General features: G+C 35.1%; 17 protein-coding genes. 14 read left to right on the top strand and 3 right to left on the bottom strand.

Annotated elements, in window-relative coordinates:
* The first annotated feature begins 19 nt into the window (after positions 1-19).
* The 14 genes from BSF42_RS03205 (at position 20) to moaA (ending at position 12,342) form a co-directional block, all read left to right on the top strand.
* Positions 20-1,069 carry an MFS transporter gene (locus tag BSF42_RS03205; protein WP_095951688.1) on the top strand — a complete coding sequence of 350 codons (1,050 nt, stop codon included), beginning with the start codon at positions 20-22 and terminating at the stop codon, positions 1,067-1,069.
* Positions 1,070-1,149: 80 nt separating this feature from the next.
* The gene (locus tag BSF42_RS03200) at positions 1,150-3,366 is read left to right on the top strand and encodes a molybdopterin oxidoreductase family protein (RefSeq protein WP_095951687.1); all 2,217 of its coding nucleotides are present in this window, start codon (positions 1,150-1,152) and stop codon (positions 3,364-3,366) included.
* 19 nt (positions 3,367-3,385) lie between these two features.
* Positions 3,386-3,955, top strand: a complete 570-nt coding sequence (locus BSF42_RS03195) for a 4Fe-4S dicluster domain-containing protein (protein ID WP_095951686.1) — start codon at positions 3,386-3,388, stop codon at positions 3,953-3,955.
* Positions 3,956-3,964: 9 nt separating this feature from the next.
* Positions 3,965-4,486 carry a Rieske (2Fe-2S) protein gene (locus BSF42_RS03190; RefSeq protein WP_095951685.1) on the top strand — a complete coding sequence of 174 codons (522 nt, stop codon included), beginning with the start codon at positions 3,965-3,967 and terminating at the stop codon, positions 4,484-4,486.
* A 15-nt stretch (positions 4,487-4,501) separates the two neighbouring features.
* Positions 4,502-4,750, top strand: coding sequence for a DUF6755 family protein (locus BSF42_RS03185; protein WP_095951684.1), 249 nt, complete (start codon positions 4,502-4,504; stop codon positions 4,748-4,750).
* A gap of 167 nt (positions 4,751-4,917) precedes the next feature.
* Positions 4,918-6,090 (top strand): gephyrin-like molybdotransferase Glp, encoded by a 1,173-nt coding sequence (gene glp, locus BSF42_RS03180; RefSeq protein WP_095951683.1) that lies wholly within the window; start codon positions 4,918-4,920, stop codon positions 6,088-6,090.
* Positions 6,091-6,220: 130 nt separating this feature from the next.
* Complete coding sequence (locus BSF42_RS03175) at positions 6,221-6,967, top strand: sulfite exporter TauE/SafE family protein (RefSeq protein ID WP_095951682.1); 747 nt, start codon at positions 6,221-6,223, stop codon at positions 6,965-6,967.
* A gap of 191 nt (positions 6,968-7,158) precedes the next feature.
* Positions 7,159-7,731, top strand: coding sequence for a molybdenum cofactor guanylyltransferase (locus BSF42_RS03170; RefSeq protein WP_095951681.1), 573 nt, complete (start codon positions 7,159-7,161; stop codon positions 7,729-7,731).
* Positions 7,732-7,737: 6 nt separating this feature from the next.
* Positions 7,738-8,526, top strand: coding sequence for a uroporphyrinogen-III C-methyltransferase (gene cobA, locus BSF42_RS03165; protein ID WP_095952054.1), 789 nt, complete (start codon positions 7,738-7,740; stop codon positions 8,524-8,526).
* A gap of 2 nt (positions 8,527-8,528) precedes the next feature.
* Positions 8,529-8,765 carry a MoaD/ThiS family protein gene (locus tag BSF42_RS03160; protein WP_095951680.1) on the top strand — a complete coding sequence of 79 codons (237 nt, stop codon included), beginning with the start codon at positions 8,529-8,531 and terminating at the stop codon, positions 8,763-8,765.
* Between the two features lie 10 nt (positions 8,766-8,775).
* A complete protein-coding gene (gene moeB, locus BSF42_RS03155; protein ID WP_095951679.1) occupies positions 8,776-9,852 on the top strand; it encodes a HesA/MoeB/ThiF family protein in 1,077 nt (358 codons plus the stop codon).
* 140 nt (positions 9,853-9,992) lie between these two features.
* Positions 9,993-10,424 carry a molybdenum cofactor biosynthesis protein MoaE gene (locus BSF42_RS03150; protein WP_095951678.1) on the top strand — a complete coding sequence of 144 codons (432 nt, stop codon included), beginning with the start codon at positions 9,993-9,995 and terminating at the stop codon, positions 10,422-10,424.
* A gap of 9 nt (positions 10,425-10,433) precedes the next feature.
* Positions 10,434-11,348, top strand: coding sequence for a bifunctional molybdenum cofactor biosynthesis protein MoaC/MoaB (gene moaCB, locus BSF42_RS03145; protein WP_095951677.1), 915 nt, complete (start codon positions 10,434-10,436; stop codon positions 11,346-11,348).
* Positions 11,335-12,342, top strand: coding sequence for a GTP 3',8-cyclase MoaA (moaA, locus tag BSF42_RS03140; protein WP_095951676.1), 1,008 nt, complete (start codon positions 11,335-11,337; stop codon positions 12,340-12,342). The genes moaCB and moaA overlap by 14 nt, the downstream gene beginning before the upstream one ends.
* Positions 12,343-12,701: 359 nt before the next feature.
* Here the strand turns inward: moaA and BSF42_RS03135 are convergent, their stop codons facing one another.
* The 3 genes from BSF42_RS03135 to BSF42_RS03125 all read right to left on the bottom strand — a co-directional run bounded on the left by BSF42_RS03135 (position 12,702) and on the right by BSF42_RS03125 (position 18,488).
* Entirely contained in the window at positions 12,702-13,304 is a 603-nt protein-coding gene (locus BSF42_RS03135) for a hypothetical protein (RefSeq protein ID WP_095951675.1), read from the bottom strand.
* Between the two features lie 143 nt (positions 13,305-13,447).
* Positions 13,448-14,878 (bottom strand): rubredoxin, encoded by a 1,431-nt coding sequence (locus BSF42_RS03130; RefSeq protein WP_095952053.1) that lies wholly within the window; start codon positions 14,876-14,878, stop codon positions 13,448-13,450.
* A gap of 94 nt (positions 14,879-14,972) precedes the next feature.
* Complete coding sequence (locus BSF42_RS03125; protein WP_095951674.1) at positions 14,973-18,488, bottom strand: nitrate reductase; 3,516 nt, start codon at positions 18,486-18,488, stop codon at positions 14,973-14,975.
* Positions 18,489-18,561 lie beyond the last annotated feature (73 nt).

Here is an 18,561-nt window from a genome sequence, read left to right as displayed (position 1 = left end):
TCATTTAATTTTATTAAAGATGAAAAATAAAACGTTTAATACCAAAGCCCTGCTTGTTGCAACTCTGGTTTCTATATTGACTATTGTTTTAGTTTTTTATGGTTCCAGAAAGCTGCAAAATTTTGATGCAGCACTCGTTACTTATTTATTCGGAACCGTATTCGCTTTTTTTGGAATCGTATATCGCTATACCGTTTGGCTCCAAAGACCTCCAACATGGATGTATTTTAAAAGAAGTTTACAATTTCTTTTTACAGGAAAAATACTGTACCATTTATGGTTCTTAGGAAAAGAATCGGCTCAAAATATTGTTGTTCAGAAATTTATTTATCCAAGAAGCAAATGGCGCTGGTTTGCCCATTTTTGTATTGCTTTGGGGTGTATTTCTGCCTTTGCAATAACAATTCCACTTACATTTGGATGGATTCATTTTACATTGGCGCCAAATTCAATTTCCATTTACGAAGCACATTTCTTCGGATTTAAAATGATGGATTTTAAGATAAATTCATTTTTAGCATTTTTAATTTTTCATGCTTTAAACTGGTCTTCATGGCTTGTCATAATTGGATCTGTTTATTATTTAAGACGAAGACTCACAAATCCAGGGCTAATTGCAACCCAGACTTTTGAAGGTGATTTACTGCCATTAATTTTATTAATCGCAATATCGGTAACGGGATTATGTCTTACATATTCCTATCAATTCATGAAAGGTTTTGCGTATGATTTCCTTGCCGTAATTCATGCTGTAACGGTAATTATGTTTTTAATATGGATTCCATTTGGAAAATTCTTTCATATCATTCAGCGTCCCGCACAAATAGGCGCACATATTTACAAAAAAGAAGGAATCAAGAAAGGAATGGCAGTTTGTCCGCATACGGGAGAAGAATTTGCAACCCAGCTTCATATCAATGATTTAAAAATCGTAACCAAAGAATTAGGCTTCGATTTTACCCACGAAGACGGAACTTCTCACCTCGATTTAAGTCCAGAAGGAAAAAGATCACGCTTAGCACAGGCACACCTAAAAGCCAGACTAGAAGGAGGCAATTTATTTGGATAATTATAAAAAAGTATTCAGTCGCAGTTTTTAGTTTACAGGCTAAACTGAAAACTGCGACCGAAAACTGAAAACTAAAAAATATGGCAAAACTACCCGTATCAACTGAAAAAATAATTGAAGCATTTGGTCCGCATTTAAACTATGCGCCTATAGATGGTTACGATGGAAGAGATGAACCAGATGACGTCGTAAAAACGCATTGTTGTTTTTGCGGCATGCAGTGTGGAATTCAGTTATTAGTAAAAGAAAATAAAGTAGTAGGTTTTGAACCTTGGATGGAATTTCCTTTCAACGAAGGGCGTTTGTGTCCAAAAGGCGTTCAAAGATATCTTCAAAATAATCATCCAGACCGACTTTTACATCCCATACAAAGAGTAGAAGGAAAAGGGTTTGAAAAGGTTTCTTGGGATGATGCTATGGATAAAACCATTTCTGAAATAAAACGAATTCAGGAAAAGTATGGGAAACATGCCTTTTCTATGTTATCTGGAGTTTCATTAACCAATGAAAAAAGTTATTTAGTTGGAAAATTTGCCCGAGTCGCGTTAAAAACTAGGAACCTCGATTACAATGGAAGACTTTGTATGGTAAGTGCCGGAGCAGGAAATAAAAAAGCATTTGGATTAGACCGCGCTTCAAACAATTATTCTGATTTAGAATATGCAGAAGTGATTATTGTAACCGGAGCCAATATCAGCGAAACTTTTCCAACCCTAACACATTGGATCTGGAAAGCAAGAGACCGCGGTGCAAAATTAATTGTGATTGATCCACGAATGATTCCTTTAGCAAGAACTGCAGATATTCATCTCGATGTAAAACCAGGAACAGATTCGGCATTATACGGTGCAATGCTAAAGTATTTAGTAGATCACGATATGCTGGATCATGATTTTATTGATAATTATACTTCCGGATTTCAGGAAACAATTGACGCTGTAAAAGAGTACACTTTAGAATGGGCAGAAGAAGTTACTGGAATTGATAAAGAAAAAATAAAAGCGGCTGCAGAATTATGGGGAAAAGCAAAGACAAGTTTTTTACTGCATGCTAGAGGAATCGAACATCACTCAAAAGGTGTTGATAATGTATTAGGCTGTATTAATCTCGTTTTGGCAACAGGAAGAATTGGAAAACCTTATTGCGGTTATGGTACGATTACTGGACAAGGAAACGGTCAGGGCGGAAGAGAACACGGTCATAAATGTGATCAATTGCCGGGAAACCGCGACATTGAAAACCCAGAACACAGAAAATATATTTCTGAAGTTTGGGGAATCGACGAAAAAGATATGCCTGGAAAAGGACTTACTGCTTATGAAATTATAGAAGCGATTCACAGAGACGAAATTAAAGGATTGATTTCGATTTGTTTCAATCCGCTGGTTTCACTTCCAAACAATAATTATGTAAGAACTGCACTAGAAAAGCTGGAGTTTTACGTTTGTATTGATTTCTTCCTAAATGAAACAGCCCGCCATGCGGATATTGTTTTAGCAGGCTCTTTACAGGAAGAAGAAGAAGGAACTACAACTTCTGCCGAAGGAAGAGTAATTAGAATCAGGCAAGCGGTTACGCCTCCGGGAGAAGCCAGAACCGATACTTCTATATTACTAGAAATAGCCAAAAGGCTGGGCGAAGAAGATAAATTTACTTATGATAATAGCGAAGAAATTTTCAACGAACTAAGAGTAGCTTCCAAAGGCGGAACGGCTGATTATTTTGGAATTACTTATAAAAAAGTCGAAGATAATATGAGCGTTTTCTGGCCTTGTCCTACAGAAGATCATCCCGGAACACCAAGATTATGGGAAGATAAAAAGTTTAAAACGCCAGACGGAAAAGCACATTTTAATCCTGCGCCTTATAAATTGCCTGGCGAAGTTACAGATGAAGAATATCCAATAACATTGACTACAGGCCGTGTCGTTTCGCAATATTTAAGCGGAACCCAAACACGCCGAATTGGAAAACTGGTAGATCAATTTCCTGAACCAATGTTGGAAATTCATCCCGAATTGGCTGCAAAATACGGAATCAAGCAGAGAGAATTAGTACGAGTTGCAACTCGAAGAGGAGAAGGAATTTTTCCGGCAAATATTGTAGAAACAATTAGAAAAGATACTGTTTTTATCCCGTATCACTGGCCGGGAAGTAAGTCTGCCAATCAATTAACGCCTGGAACTCTTGATCCTATTTCTAAAATTCCAGAGTTTAAAGTGTGCGCTTGTCTATTAGATCCACAAGGAAAAATAGCACCGCCAGCCAAAGAATCTGAAGCGTATGCAAGTGTTTAATCTATAAAAAAGAGAACTTATGAATTTGACAAATTTTAATACAAGTGAAGAATTTTTTGTAGACATGCAGCGCTGTATTGGCTGTAAAGCCTGCGAAATGGCTTGCGCCGAATGTGAAACAAATGGGCAGCAAACATTAATCAGTGTAAATTACGTAGATCGCTCATCGACAATTCAAACAACAGTACAAGTTTGTATGCATTGCGAAGATCCAGTTTGCGCCAATGTTTGTCCCGCCGATGCTATTTCGCAGGACGAATTTGGAGTAGTTCATACTGCAAGTACAGAAAGATGTATTGGATGTTCAAACTGCGTTATGGCCTGCCCTTTTGGAGTGCCTAAAAAAGTTGAAGAATACGATTTGATGATGAAATGTACAATGTGCTACGACAGAACAAGCGTGGGCAAAAAGCCAATGTGCGCAACAGTTTGCCCAAGTGGAGCACTGTTTTACGGAACAAGAGAACAAATTGAAGAAATGAGACCGAATAGTACGCCTGTCAACAACTTTATTTTTGGACAGGAAAAAGTCAAAACAAAAGTCAATATTATGATGCCAAAAGGCAGTACAGAATTAAGAATTTATTAAATCAGAATCATGTCAAAAGAAGATAATTTAAATCAAAACTGGAAAAAAGATTTCCCCATAAAAAAACAGGAATCAACTCAGGTCAGCCGACGCGATTTTGCTAAATTCCTGACTCTTGTTTCCGGCGGCTTAATGGTAGGAAGCGGATTTGTAACCGCAAAAGCTTTTTTATTACCAAAAGAAGAAGTGCAAGGAGAGCATTTTATCTGCAATAAAGAAGATGTTCCTGTTGGCGGAACAAGAGGATTTGTGTTAGAAGGAAGTACAATTCCGTATATATTAATTCACTTGGAAAGCGGCGAATTTAGAGCTTATGAGCAAAAATGCACCCATCTTTCCTGCTCCGTATTTTATAAACCGGGAACAGGAATAATACATTGTCCTTGCCACGAAGGTTCTTTCGATGCCATGACCGGCGATGTAATTGCAGGACCGCCTCCAAGAGCTTTACCGCAATTAGAGGTTGTATTTAAAGAAAATGCCGTTTTCGTAAAAGCTTTAATCGAGAAAAAAGACAGCTTAAATGTGTAATTTAAATTTGTAGACATGAGTACTTTTAGACGAAGCCAGAATCCGGCAAATCCTAACAAACTGAATAATATACTTTCGACACTTATTTTTATTTTAATCTTAAATGTCAGTATTCAAATATGGCTTCTATATGCTTCTTTAAATAATGCATTAGAAGACAATAAAGAAATTTTAATTCCTGCTTTTATAGCCTCAGCAATTCTATTTTTTATTGGATTTGCATGGCTTTATTACCTTCCAAAAGGTAACTTTAGAAAAAAGTAAAGGCAATCATTTCAAAATCAAAAGCTATTTGAGTTTTTCTGAAAGTATTTAAAAGAATTATCCTAAATTTATATTTTTTAAAATATTTAGATAACTTATAATTTTAACTAAGTAAAAATACTTATATTTGTAATAAGTATTTTTTTGCTTACAACAAAATAGCCATAATGATTCAAGTAGAAGAAGCCATATCAATTATTGAAGCGAATAGTGCTAAAATGCCGACAAAGTTTATAGCGGTCAGCAAAGCGCTGGGTTACGTTTTGGCAGAAAAAGTGATTTCGCCAATTCATATGCCGCCGTTTCGTCAATCGGCAATGGACGGCTATGCTTTTATGCACGGTGTCAAACATCAATACGATATTGTTGGAACTTCGCAGGCTGGAGATCATTCAAATATAAAACTGGAACCAAACGAAGCAATTCGAATATTTACAGGCGCTTTTGTTCCAGATGATGCCGATACAGTTGTGATGCAGGAACATGTAATGGCAAATAAAGATTCGATTTTGATTGCAACAATGCCTGAAAAGCTTTCAAACGTTCGTCCAAAAGGAGAACAAATTGCTAAAGATGATGTGGTATTTGAAGCCAATACTTTAATTACACCCGCTGCAATCGGATTTTTAGCCTGTTTGGGAATTACTGAGGTTAAGGTTTATAAAAAGCCAAAAGTTGCCATTTTAGTTACTGGAAACGAATTAGTACAGCCAGGGAAAAAACTAAAGAAAGGAAAAATATTTGAAAGCAATTCAATAATGCTCGAAGCAGCTTTGCAAACAATCGGAATTAAGAAAACGAAAGTTTACCGAGTAAAAGATAATTTGAAAGCAACAAAAAGTGCGCTTAAAAATATTCTGAAAAAATATGATGTCGTTTTAATTTCGGGCGGCATTTCAGTTGGAGATTATGATTTTGTAAAAGAAGCTTTATTGCAAAACGGAGTTCATGAATTGTTTTATAAAATCAATCAGAAACCTGGAAAGCCAATGTTTTTTGGTTCAAAAGAGGAAACATTAGTTTTTGCTTTACCTGGGAATCCAGCTTCATCGCTGACGAATTTTTACATTTATGTATCTCCGGCAATTAAAAACAGAATGGGATTTTCAGAAATTCATAAAACCAAAGTCGTTAGAAAATTAAATTCGGATATTAAAAATAATACTGGAAAAACATTGTTTTTAAAAGCAAAATACGACGAAACAAATGTCACAGTTCTTGATGGACAAAGTTCTGCAATGCTTAATACTTTTGCAGTTGCCAATAGTTTACTGATTGTTCCAGAAGATGTTGAAGAATATAAAAAAGAGCAGCTTGTAACATTATTACCAATAGATTAGACTTTAGATTTTAGAGAATAGAATAAAGAAAATAGATTTTTGGGCATCAAGATAAAAAGCAGTTATGTAAATAAAAACATAAAGTCAGAGCCTGAAATCTGAAACAAACAAAACCTGAAACAAAAACATAATGAATCTCCTAAGTTCCGAAAACATACTACTATTCAGTTTTGCATTAATTATCATTGCATTTTTATATTCAAGCGTTGGACATGGCGGTGCTTCGGGATATTTAGCTTTAATGAGCATTTTTGCATTTCCAATTTCAATTATGAAACCATCGGCTTTATTATTGAATTTGTTTGTATCTAGTATTTCTTTTTTGTTTTATTATCGAAAAAATTATTTCAAACCTAAACTCTTTTATCCGTTTGCAATTGCTTCAATTCCAGCGGCATTTATTGGCGGATTTGTAACTTTAGATAATACGATTTATAAAATAATTTTAGGAATTGTATTGGTTTTTGCCGCTCTGAGATTGTTTGGAATATTTAATTTCAAGGAAAAAGAAGAAGTAAAAATTAATCTTCCGTTTGCATTGGCAATTGGTTTCGCAATCGGATTGTTATCTGGAATGTTAGGAATTGGCGGGGGAATTATCCTAAGTCCAATTTTATTGTTTTTAGGATGGGCATCGGTCAAAGAATCTGCAGCAATTTCGAGTTTATTCATTTTTGTGAATTCATTTGCAGGTATGCTCGGATTTCTTTTAGGAGGAAAAACAATCCCGATGGATAGTCTTTATTTAGTTCCGATTGCTGTTATTGGAGGAATGCTCGGAGGCTATTACGGAAGCGGATCTTTTTCTAACAGAACATTAAAAATGGTTTTAGGAACAGTGATTTTAATGGCAAGCGTTAAATTGATTTTTCCGTGAAAGTAATAATAGAATTAACCGCAAAGTACGCAAGGTGTTGTAAAAGCGGTTTATAGAAATAGTAAAGTTAAGTGCGCAAAGCTTTGCGAACTTAATTTAAAAGCACAGCATACTAAATGAATAAAAAAACTTAGCGCACTTTGCGGTAAAATTTTTCTCATTTCAAACTGAAACCTGAAACAAAAAAAACTATGGAAACACTAACAGTATTTATTCTTTGCGGTGGAAAAAGCTCCAGAATGCAGTCAGAAAAAGGATTGGTTTTGTTTCAGGATAAACCATTCATAGAGCATATAATTCAGGCCATTCTGCCAATTACAGATCAAATAAAGATTATTACAGCATCTAAAGAATACGATTATCTGCAGTATGAAAAAATTCCAGATTTAATTGTAGATAAAGGTCCGCTGGGTGGAATTTACACTGCATTATCACATTCTGAAACCGAATTCAATCTGATTTTAAGCTGTGATATTCCGTTAATTTCAACCGAATTATTACAGGAATTAATTTCAAAACATACTAAAGAAGCAGGTATTACAATTTTTGCTTCCGAAAGTAAAACACATCCTTTAATTGGAATTTATTCTAAAAATATTGTTCCCGTAATTAAAGAAGCAATCGATTCTAATCAATTAAAAATGATGGATTTGCTGGCTAAATTACCACATCAAATTATCAATATAGAAGAAAGTGAAAACTTTCCTTTAACCAATATTAATTCGGCAGACGAATTAAATGATCTGAATATCAATTTAAGTTAAATGATTATGCAAAACTTAAGAACACCAAAATTGACTATTGTTGGCGCAGGTCCGGGAGATGTTGAGCTGATTACGATGAAAGCGATTAAAGCTTTAAAAAGTGCCGATGTAGTTTTGTACGATGCTTTGGTAAACGAAGAATTATTAGAATATGCATCAAACGCCGAAATTGTTTTTGTTGGAAAACGTTTAGGATGTCACGCTTATACGCAAGATCAGATTAATGATTTAATTGTTTCGATGGCAAAAAGTCACGGACATGTGGTACGTTTAAAAGGCGGAGATCCATTTGTTTTTGGAAGAGGAAGCGAAGAAATCGAGTTTGCAGAAGAATTTGGAATTGAAACCGCTATTGTTCCTGGAATTTCCTCTGCGCTGGGAGTTCCTGCTTCAGTTGGAATTAGTTTGACACAACGAAAAGTGGCAGAAAGTTTTTGGGTTATCACTGGAACAACTTCAGATCATAAATTGTCAAAAGATGTTCATTTGGCTTCAAAATCGGCTGCGACCGTAGTTATTTTAATGGGAATGCATAAACTAGACGAGATCATCTCTATTTATCAGGAAAACAGAAATGATGATCTTCCAATTGCGATTATTCAAAACGGAACAAAAAATTCAGAGCAAAAAGTAATTGGTACTATCAATACAATCACTAAATTGGTATCGGAGAAAAACATTTCATCGCCTGCTATTATTGTAATTGGCGAAGTGGTTAGAAATACTTCAAGCTGGATTTCCTATTTTCAGGAACATTTTGAAGATGAATTCATTTTTCAGAATTTAAATTTATAAAAATGATTGAGGTTAAATATTTTGGAGCTGTTGCTGAAAAGACAAAATGTGAGTTTGAAAAAGTGGCTTTCGCCGAAGTTTCGCTGCAGGATCTGTTGCATGATTTAGACGAAAAATACCAATTTGAATCGCTTTCTTTTAGTGTGGCTGTAAATCAAAAAATAGTTTCAAAAGCAACAGATTATAAATTACAAACTAATGATATTGTGGCTTTGTTACCGCCTTTCGCAGGAGGATAAAAATTAATTTATGAATGCATCAAACCGATATAACCGACAAACGATTCTTCCAGAAATAGGAGAGGAAGGTCAGTACAAATTATCAAAAGCTAAAGTTTTGGTTATTGGTGCCGGCGGTTTGGGGGCTGCTATTTTGCCTTATTTGGCTGCAGCAGGAGTTGGCGAAATAGGAATTGTGGATGATGATCGTATTGAAGTTTCGAATCTGCACAGACAGGTGATTTATAAAACTGCAGCAGTTGGAAAATCGAAGGCAGAAGAAGCCAAACTGATGATTCTTGAATTGAATCCTTCGATAATAGTAAACGCTTTCGCGGAAAAATTATCTGGAGAAAATGCCATTTCGTTATTTGAAAAATATGATATTATTGTAGATGCAACAGATAATATTTCGATTAAATATTTAATAAACGATGCTTGTCTTGTGGCGAATAAACCAATGGTTTATGGATCGATTTTTAGATTTCAAGGGCAAGTTTCGGTTTTTAATTATAAAAACGGACCAACTTACAGATGTTTGTATCCAGACGAAAATAATAATGCGTTGAATTGTGAAGATGCTGGTGTAATAGGAATTTCGGTTGGAATTATTGGAATGCTTCAAGCGAATGAAGTACTAAAAATGATTTTGGGAATAGGGGAAGTTTTAAGCGGTAAAATATTGGTTTATAATATTCTGACTAACGAACAGCAAAAATATGATTTCGATAAAAATGACGTTCTTTTAATGAATAAAGAAACTTTTGATCAAAAATATAATACCAACGAAGAAGAGGTTCAAGAAGTGAAATTTGAATCGATTTTGGATGAAATTAATAATGATGAGGTTCTTTTTTTAGATGTTAGAAATATTGGTGAGTCGCCTAAAATTAGTTTAAAAAATCAAATTCAGATTCCATTAATGAATTTAGAAAATGAAATTAAAAAATTGGATAAAAACCAAACGATTTATATTTTTTGCCAGTCTGGAATCAGAAGTAAGATTGCAGTAGAATTACTTCAAAAACAACAGTTTAAAAATATAAAAAGTATTGCTGGAGGTGCTTTGATAATGAAGCAATTATTAGTAACTGAGATAAATTTATAGCCAGATTAAAAAGATTATAAGTTAGATTGTCACCCTGAGCGAAGTCGAATGGCATGCCAATTGCAATCAGGCTTCGACTCTGCTCAGCCTGACAAAAAAAGCTTTTAATATGTGTAATCAGTGGCAAAAAAACATAAAAAATGAGTAAAAATGTATTTGTAGAAGGGCCAATTGCTCCTGAATTTATAGCCGAGTCAATCGCCAAACACCAATCCAAATATACGATTGGAGCGCACAATATTTTTTTAGGACAAGTTCGTGCCGATGTAATTCACGATAATACTGTGGCAGCAATTGATTATTCTGCTTACACGGATATGGCAAATGAAGCCTTGCATACAATTCGTGAAAAGGCATTCGCTAAATTCGATTTAACCTGTATGCATATTTATCACAGTCTGGGCGTTGTAAAAGCGGGCGAAATCTGTTTATTTGTTTTTGTTTCGGCAACGCGGCGCAAACAAGTTTATGAAGCCACAGAAGCAATCGTAAACTGGATAAAAACCGATGTGCCGATTTTTGGTAAGGAAATGTTTGAAAACGATACATTCACTTGGAAACAAAATACCTAAAAAAATATAATGGTAGATATTACGCATAAAATAAGCACATTAAGAAAAGCAACCGCAACCGCAATTGTAAAAGTCAGTCGACAAGAAACAATTGAAGCTGTGGTGAATAATTTAGTTCCGAAAGGGAATGTGCTTGAAATGGCAAAAACCGCTGGATTGTTTGCAGTTAAAAATACGCATTTATCGATTCCGGACTGCCACCCAATTCCAATTGAATTTACTTCGGTTGAGTATAAAATTGAAGGTTTAGAGATTCAGATTATCTTCAATGTAAAAACAGTTTATAAAACTGGAGTTGAGGTTGAAGCCATGCACGGCGCATCGATCGTAGCATTAACAATGTACGATATGCTAAAACCAATTGATAAAGAAATCGAAATTTCGACAATTAAATTAATCAATAAAGAAGGCGGTAAATCGTCTTTTAAAAATAAATTTCCGAATGCGATAAAAGCTGCTGTTTTCGTTTGTTCCGATTCGATTTTTGCGGGCGATAAGGAAGATCGATCTGGAAAAGTTATCGTTGAGAAACTGGATTCTTATGGAGTTGAAACTTCTCATTATGAAATCATTCCAGATGAATTGGATATTATTCAGGAAAAAACAAAAGCTTTCGCTGCAGAAAATCAGCTTGTAATTTTTACAGGAGGAACTGGCTTATCGCCGAGAGATGTAACGCCTGAAGCGCTTTCTCCAATTTTAGAAAGCAGAATTCCAGGAATCGAAGAAGCAATTCGCGATTACGGACAACAAAGAATGCCATACGCGATGCTTTCGAGAAGTGTTGCAGGAACATTGGGTAAAAGTCTGGTTTTGGCTTTGCCAGGATCAACAAATGGAGTGAGAGAATCGATGGACGCTGTTTTTCCGCATGTAATGCACGTCTTTCATATTTTAAAAGGAAAAAATCATGACAGCCTCTAACACTATTTTAACGGATGGTTTTGGGCGTAAACACAATTATTTACGCATTTCGCTGCTGGAAAAATGCAATCTACGTTGTACTTACTGCATGCCGGCTGACGGAATTGTGCTTTCTCCAAAAGCCAGCTTAATGACGGCCGAAGAGATTTTTGGTATCGCTCAGACTTTTGCACAAAATGGTGTTGACAAAATTAGATTAACGGGCGGAGAACCACTTTTGCGAAAGGATTTCCCAGAAATAATCGCAAAATTAGCTTCTCTTGATATTTCTCTTTCGATCACGACAAACGGAATTTTGATCGACCGTCATATAGAGGTTTTAAAGCAGTTTAAAATTAAAAAAATCAATTTGAGTTTAGACACTCTTGTTGCATCTAAATTTCACACAATAACGCTTCGAAATCAATTTCAAAAAGTAATTGACAATTTGCATTTGCTTTTAAATCATGATTTTAATGTAAAAGTAAATGTAGTTTTGATGAAAGGTTTTAATGATAACGAAATCGTTGATTTTGTCAAACTAACACAGTTTCTGCCAATTTCAGTTCGATTTATTGAATTTATGCCTTTTGCCGGAAACGAGTGGGACAGAAGTAAAATGGTTTCGCAAAATGAGATTTTATCTTTGGTTGGAAATACTTTTGCTGCAGCGGAAATTCAAAAACTGGAAGACGAGAAAAACTTCACAGCGAGAACTTATAAAATAAAAGGTTTCCAAGGCGATTTCGGAATTATAAGTTCCATCACCAATCCGTTTTGTGACAGCTGCAATAGAATCCGCTTGACGGCAGACGGAAAAATTAAAAATTGTCTTTTTTCCAATTCAGAAACCGATCTTTTAACGCCTTTTAGAAATGGAGAATCTATAACGGATTTGATTTCAGAATCTATTCAAAATAAAAAGAAAGTAAGAGCAGGAATGGTTACCATTGATGAAATGGATGATCCCGCAAAACACTTTGATAATCGCAGTATGATCGCGATTGGGGGATGAGAATTGATTGTTGATTTTTGATTGTTGATTTTTGATTGTTGATTGTTGATTGTTGATTGTTGATTGTTGATGCATCACTATAAAGCCCTTCGACTTCGCTCAGGGTGACATATCGATTGTCTGGCTGAGCGAAGTCGAAGCCTTTAAGCGTATCGTTTTGTTAAGAATGACAAACTTTGTGGTTACAGAACTTTGTCAAAGTTTTAAACTTTGACAAAGTTAATACGTACAGATTGTCCTTAAGAGGAACGAAGCAATCTCACTACGATTATACGTACAGTTAGTTAGCTTCATCCCTTTCAAAAACTTTTGGAAACTAAAAAAGGTTCAACTTTTTACAATCGAACCTTTTCCAAATATTATTTCTTCTTTTTAGCTTTTGCTTTTTTCTTAGACTTAACTTTCTTTTCTTCTGTTTTTTTAGCTTTTTTTGCCTTTTCTTTTTTAGCTTTTTCTTTTTTCTTTTCAGCCTCTTTTAGTTTTGCTTTGTTGGCTTTTTCTAATTTTTTGATAACAGCTTTGATCGCTTTTTCTCTTTTCTTTTCCTTCTCTTTTTTAGCTTTAAGTTTAGCTTTCAGCTTTGATTTTATATCGTTCTTTTTGTTTTTTCCAATTTTTTCGATGGTCACAATTGGTTTGTTTTCTTCAAAAGGAACTGGAATATCATTTGTTTGAATTTCTACAATTTCAGAAACAATAGGTTCTGTTATTACAGGTGTTGTGGTTGCCTTTTTTACAGTAGCTCTGGGTGTTCCTTTGGTTGCCGCTTTTACAGGTGTTTTTGCAACAGGCTTAACCGTCGCTGCTGGAGCTTTTGCAGCAGGTGTTTTTGAAGCAGTTCTTGTTGTTCTTTTAACTATTGTTTTGGCTTCTGGTTGTATCTCTGTCGTGCTTTCTACGACTGTTTCTGCTGGAATATCAGTGGTATTTACAGCAGGAGTACTTGGATTTCGTTTTATCATAACTGTATTTTTATTGAGTAAAATAGCTTGGTGCTGAGAAATATAATAGCATTTGGGGTATAATGCCTTCTTGTCTAATTCTTAGCTAAGCTAAATATACATAATTTTTAAATACGTAAATGTTAAGCTTTTATTAGAAAATATTATTGTCTCACCAGCTCTAGAATCATGAAATTGCTTTTTGGTGCTTCGCATAAAGAGCAGCAATAAGTATCTGGAAGATTCTCAAATAAAAGGCCTTTAGGAATGCCTTGAGCTTCATCGCCGTATTCTGATTTATACAGCGTTAAACATTCTTGACATTGATAAATATCCAATTGTGTTTTTTCTTTTTTCTGCGTGTTTTCAGTAGTTTCTATTGTTGCATTCCCCAGTTCTTCAAAATATTTTCGGCTTAATTCAATGAGAATTGTGGGAAGTTCAAGCTTGTCGATATCTTGAGAGTGCACAATATATTCTCGTGTATTTGGGTCGAAATTTTTAGCAGATAAAACATTATAAGTATCTCTGATTTTAATTGATTCTAAAGCAGCAGGAAGTTCGTTCTTTTCGATTACAATCGAAGTAAAATAATGTCCGTCGCGATTGTATTCAGAAATTCCAAAATTCAATCCGTATGTACTGATGTCAAATTGATCCAGCGTACGAACCAAAAAAGTTTTAAGATTTAATGCCCATTCCATTGCAACTGGTAAATGCCAGTTTAATTCTAATAAAGAATGACGAACGTTGATTCCTCTTTTGCCTAAGAACTTTTCCCATTCTAGTTTTCGATCTTTCGGAATTCCTTTTATAATGAACGATTTCCAAGGTGTAATACAAATTTTTCCAATTTTGCATTCAAAACATAAATCACACATTTCTTTCAGGAAATCTAAATCGTATAGATTATTTCGCCAATACAATCCCAGCCAATATTGATCAATTCCCATTCGGTTCATTCCTTCGTAATACGGAAAAGGATAAAAGGGAATATTTAAAGGTTTGTCGATTGTTCGGCTGTTGGTGTCTAGTGCTTCACTTACCAATGTAAAAAGCATTTCGATATCAATAGAGGTTTCTGCTGCTATTTTTTCTATTTCGTAATAGACCTTGGCTAGATCCCAACTGTAAATTAGAACAGGATAAACTTCCATTTTTTCCCATTTTGGAAGACGGATATACAAATACCAATAATCTTCATGTTCTGAAGCAATAAAGTTTATATGCCCCGTAAATAAAGGAACAAGCTGTTGTTTTGGATCGGTTATATTGACTTTTAGTTTAGGCTGTTCTTTAAATTCTTCTAAAACATATAAAAAACGATTTCCGGTAAGCCAATTGGTATTTCTAAATATATCTGTAGAGACATACGAAGAAACAATATTGTTGCCGCTTTGTTGATCGGGATAGACAAAATGATGTTTTCCTAAAGTTGTTTTATCCAAAGATTTAAAACCTTTAGGAAAAATAATGTCTTGTCTCGAACCAAAAGAAATGGAATCTAAACCTTCTTGCAAGGCGATATTAACTACTTCACGTAATTCTCCCGGCGAAATAACGCCTCCTTTTACTATTAATCTTGTTAGTTCCATATTTTTTTTAGTTTTTATTCTCAGTTTACAGTCACAGTTTACAGTCACAGTCGCAGTTTACGGATTCACTGAAAACTGAGACTGTGACTGTAAACTATCTACATTTTGCCAATATCTCTTTAACCTCTGTTTTACAGCTGCCACATCCTAAACCTGCACCTGTGTTTTTACATAAATCAGTAAAATCATTTACGCCGCTTTTAATTGTTTCTTCGATGTTTCCTGCGCCAACCTGACTGCAGGAACAAACTAATTTGCCTAAAACGGGTTTCGCATTGGAACTTCCACGCAATAATAAATTTCGTTTGTCAGATAATTCGATTTTACTTTCAATCATCGTTTTGAATTCGGCAAACTCATTTTTATCGCCCATTAAAATTGCACCAACCAAAAGGTCATCTTTGACAATGCACTTTTTATAATAACGTTTTTTCAAATCAGAAAAGACAATTTCTTCATACGAATCGTCATTTTCTGGAATTGTAATATCGCCAATACTGCATAGGTTTATATCTTCTAATTTTAAAATATTCATTAAAATCGAACCTTTATAATAACTGCTGATGTCACCCGCTAAGAAGTTGGCCAGAATATCGGCTTGTTCTTCTGCTGCAGAAGTGATTCCGAAAAGTTTATTATTGAATTCTGCTATTTCGCCAATGGCAAAAATATTTGGATTTGAGGTTTGCAGATACTGGTTCACTTTTACACCACGGCCGCACGCAAGTCCACTTTCTCTTGCAATTTCGATATTTGGAATTGTTCCAATCGTGTAAACGATTGCATTTGCGGTTATGATTTTACCACTCTTTAAGGCAATTTCAATTTCATTCGGATTATCTGTTTCAAAAACAGTACTCACTTCATTATCAAAATAAATCTGAATATCGCGAAGCTGTACTTCTTCTGCCAATAATTTACTGGAAATTCGGTCAAGCTGACGTTCCATCAATCGAGATGCCCTTTGAATAATAGTAGTTTTTACTTTTTTATGTTTTAAAGCCGCAGCCAATTCTAAACCTAATAAGCCGCCGCCAATAATAACAACATGTTGTTCTTCGGGTGGGAGATTGGTGCTGTCCAAATGTTTTTTTAAACGATCTGCATCTTCTTTTCTTCTGACGGTAAATCGGCCGGGAAGATGAAGCTGTGCATTTTCTGGAACAAACGGACGACTTCCAGTGGCGAGAATCAAAGAATCGAAAGTGTGAATTTCACCTTGACTGTCTGTTATAGTTTTTAATTTGGAATCTATTTTGTCAATAGAAATTCCCGTTTTCATCGTGATTTTAAGTTTATTAAAAGTTTCGCCGTCTTTTACTTTTAATAATTGTTCCCATGTAAACTCGCCTGTCATATATTCTGGAAGCAAAACACGATTGTAAAACGGATTTACTTCATTCGAAAAAACAATAATTTCATCGGTTGAATTGAATTCACGATAATTTTGAATAAAACGAAACGAAGCTGCGCCGGCACCAACGATTGCAATTTTCTGAAACGGTTTTACATATTTGGTTATCGAGACGGTTGTGTATTTAAAATCAGGTTCTTTTGAAACGGGATCTACAACTGTATTCGTTAGATTGTTAGTTCGGTTTAAATCATTTTCGAGTTGTTTTCCCCAGTGCATCGGCAGGAAAACTACTTTTTCTTTAATAGAATCTGTAACTTTTGCTTTTACGCGAACTTCCCCGTTTTTGCTGGTAACGGTAACAATGTCGCCATTTTTAATTTCATTTTTAAATGCATCAATCGGATTTATTTCTAAAACTGGACTTGGAATATGGGTTAACAATCTAGATACTTTTCCCGTTTTGGTCATCGTGTGCCATTGATCGCGAATTCTTCCTGTGGTCAAAATAAATGGAAATTCGGCATTGGGCTGTACCGAAGTATTTTCAATAGAAACAGGTAAATTAAAAATGGCTTTTCCTGAAGGCGTATAGAATTTTTTGTCGGTAAACAATCTCGGTGTTCCGGGATGTCCGTAATCTGGAACCGGCCATTGAAAAGTACCTTCATATTTTAAACGATTGTAATTTAAAAAGGAAATATCGATGTTGGTGCCTTTGGTAAGCGCACAATGTTCCTTGTAAATTTCTTCGGCACTATTAAAATTGAATCCGTTGAAATTCATTTTTTTAGCGAAGCGAATTAAGATTTCAACATCTGGAAGCGCTTCGCCAGGCGCATTGATTCCTTTTGGCAGATATGAAATACGACGTTCTGAATTGGTCATCGTTCCTTCTTTTTCCAGCCATCCTGCAGCGGGTAAAAGTAAATCGGCAAATTTTGCCGTATCTGCATTATGCGAAATATCTTGAACAACAACAAATTTTGCATTTTGAAGTGCTTTTTCAATTCTTCTGGAATCTGGTAAACTCACTAGCGGATTGGTACAAATAATCCAGACGGCTTTCATTTTTCCCGATTCTAAAGCTTCAAACATTTCTGTAGCTGTTAAACCTGGTTTATCTGAGATTTCGTCAACGCCCCAAAAATCGGCAACTTCTTTACGATGCGCAGGATTCGCAATGTCTTTATGAGCTGCCAAAAGCGTTGCCATTCCCCCAACTTCGCGTCCGCCCATTGCATTCGGCTGACCTGTTAAAGAAAATGGTCCAGAACCTGGTTTTCCAACTTGACCTGTTAATAAAGACAAATTCAGTAAAGCAGTGTTTTTATCAACGCCAACCGCACTTTGGTTTAAACCCATTGCCCAAAGCGAAATAAAACCTTTTGCTTTTCCGATAATATCGGCGGCAAGCTTAATATCATTTACTGGAATACCACAAAGTTTTGAAGCTTTTTCTAATGAAGTACTTAAAACTAAGTCTTTGTATTGTTTAAAGTTTTCAGCATTGTTTTTTACAAAATCATGATCTACGTAACCTCTTTCGATAATGCGTTTGGCTATTGCATGATATAAGATAATATCAGAACCTGGAATAATTTGTAAATGTAAATCGGCGAAAGCGGCAGTATCTGTGCGTCGCGGATCAATACAAATGATTTTTATTTTCGGATTTTTCTCTTTGTGTTTTTCAAGTCGTCTAAACAGAATTGGGTGACACCAAGCCGGATTAGCGCCTGTAATTAAAAAAGTGTCCGCCAATTCAATATCATCATAAGCAATTGGAACAGAATCTTCTCCAAAAGTTTTTTTATAACCTACAACTGCAGAACTCATGCAGAGTCTGGAATTGGTATCGATGTTATTGGTTTTCAAAAAACCTTTTACGAGTTTATTGACCAAGTAATATTCCTCTGTTAAACATTGGCCAGAGATATAAAAACCAACGCTGTCTGGTCCATGTTTTTTTATGATAGAAGAAAAAACAGCTGCTGCACGGTCAATCGCGGTATCCCAGCTTACACGTTCCAGCGGATAATTTTTACTGCCGCGCATTTCAGGATATAAAATTCGGTCGGAAGTATCATTGACTACGTAATGCAGATTCATTCCTTTAGAACACAACATTCCTTTGTTTACAGGATGATCTTTGTCGCCTTCGACCATTACTCCGTTTTTAGAATCGTTGGTAACAATGATGCCACAGCCAACGCCGCAATACGAACAGGTAGTTTTGATTTTGGTGTTTTGCATTACATTTCTTTTTGATACTTACTATTGAATTTGTGAATCTAGATAAATCACGTATACAAAAATAAGTATTTTT

The sequence above is a fragment of the Flavobacterium sp. ACN6 genome, assembly GCF_002304005.1.
Lineage (GTDB): Bacteria > Bacteroidota > Bacteroidia > Flavobacteriales > Flavobacteriaceae > Flavobacterium.
Note: the sequence above shows the minus strand (reverse complement) of the source record. Positions and strands in the feature narration are given on the sequence as shown.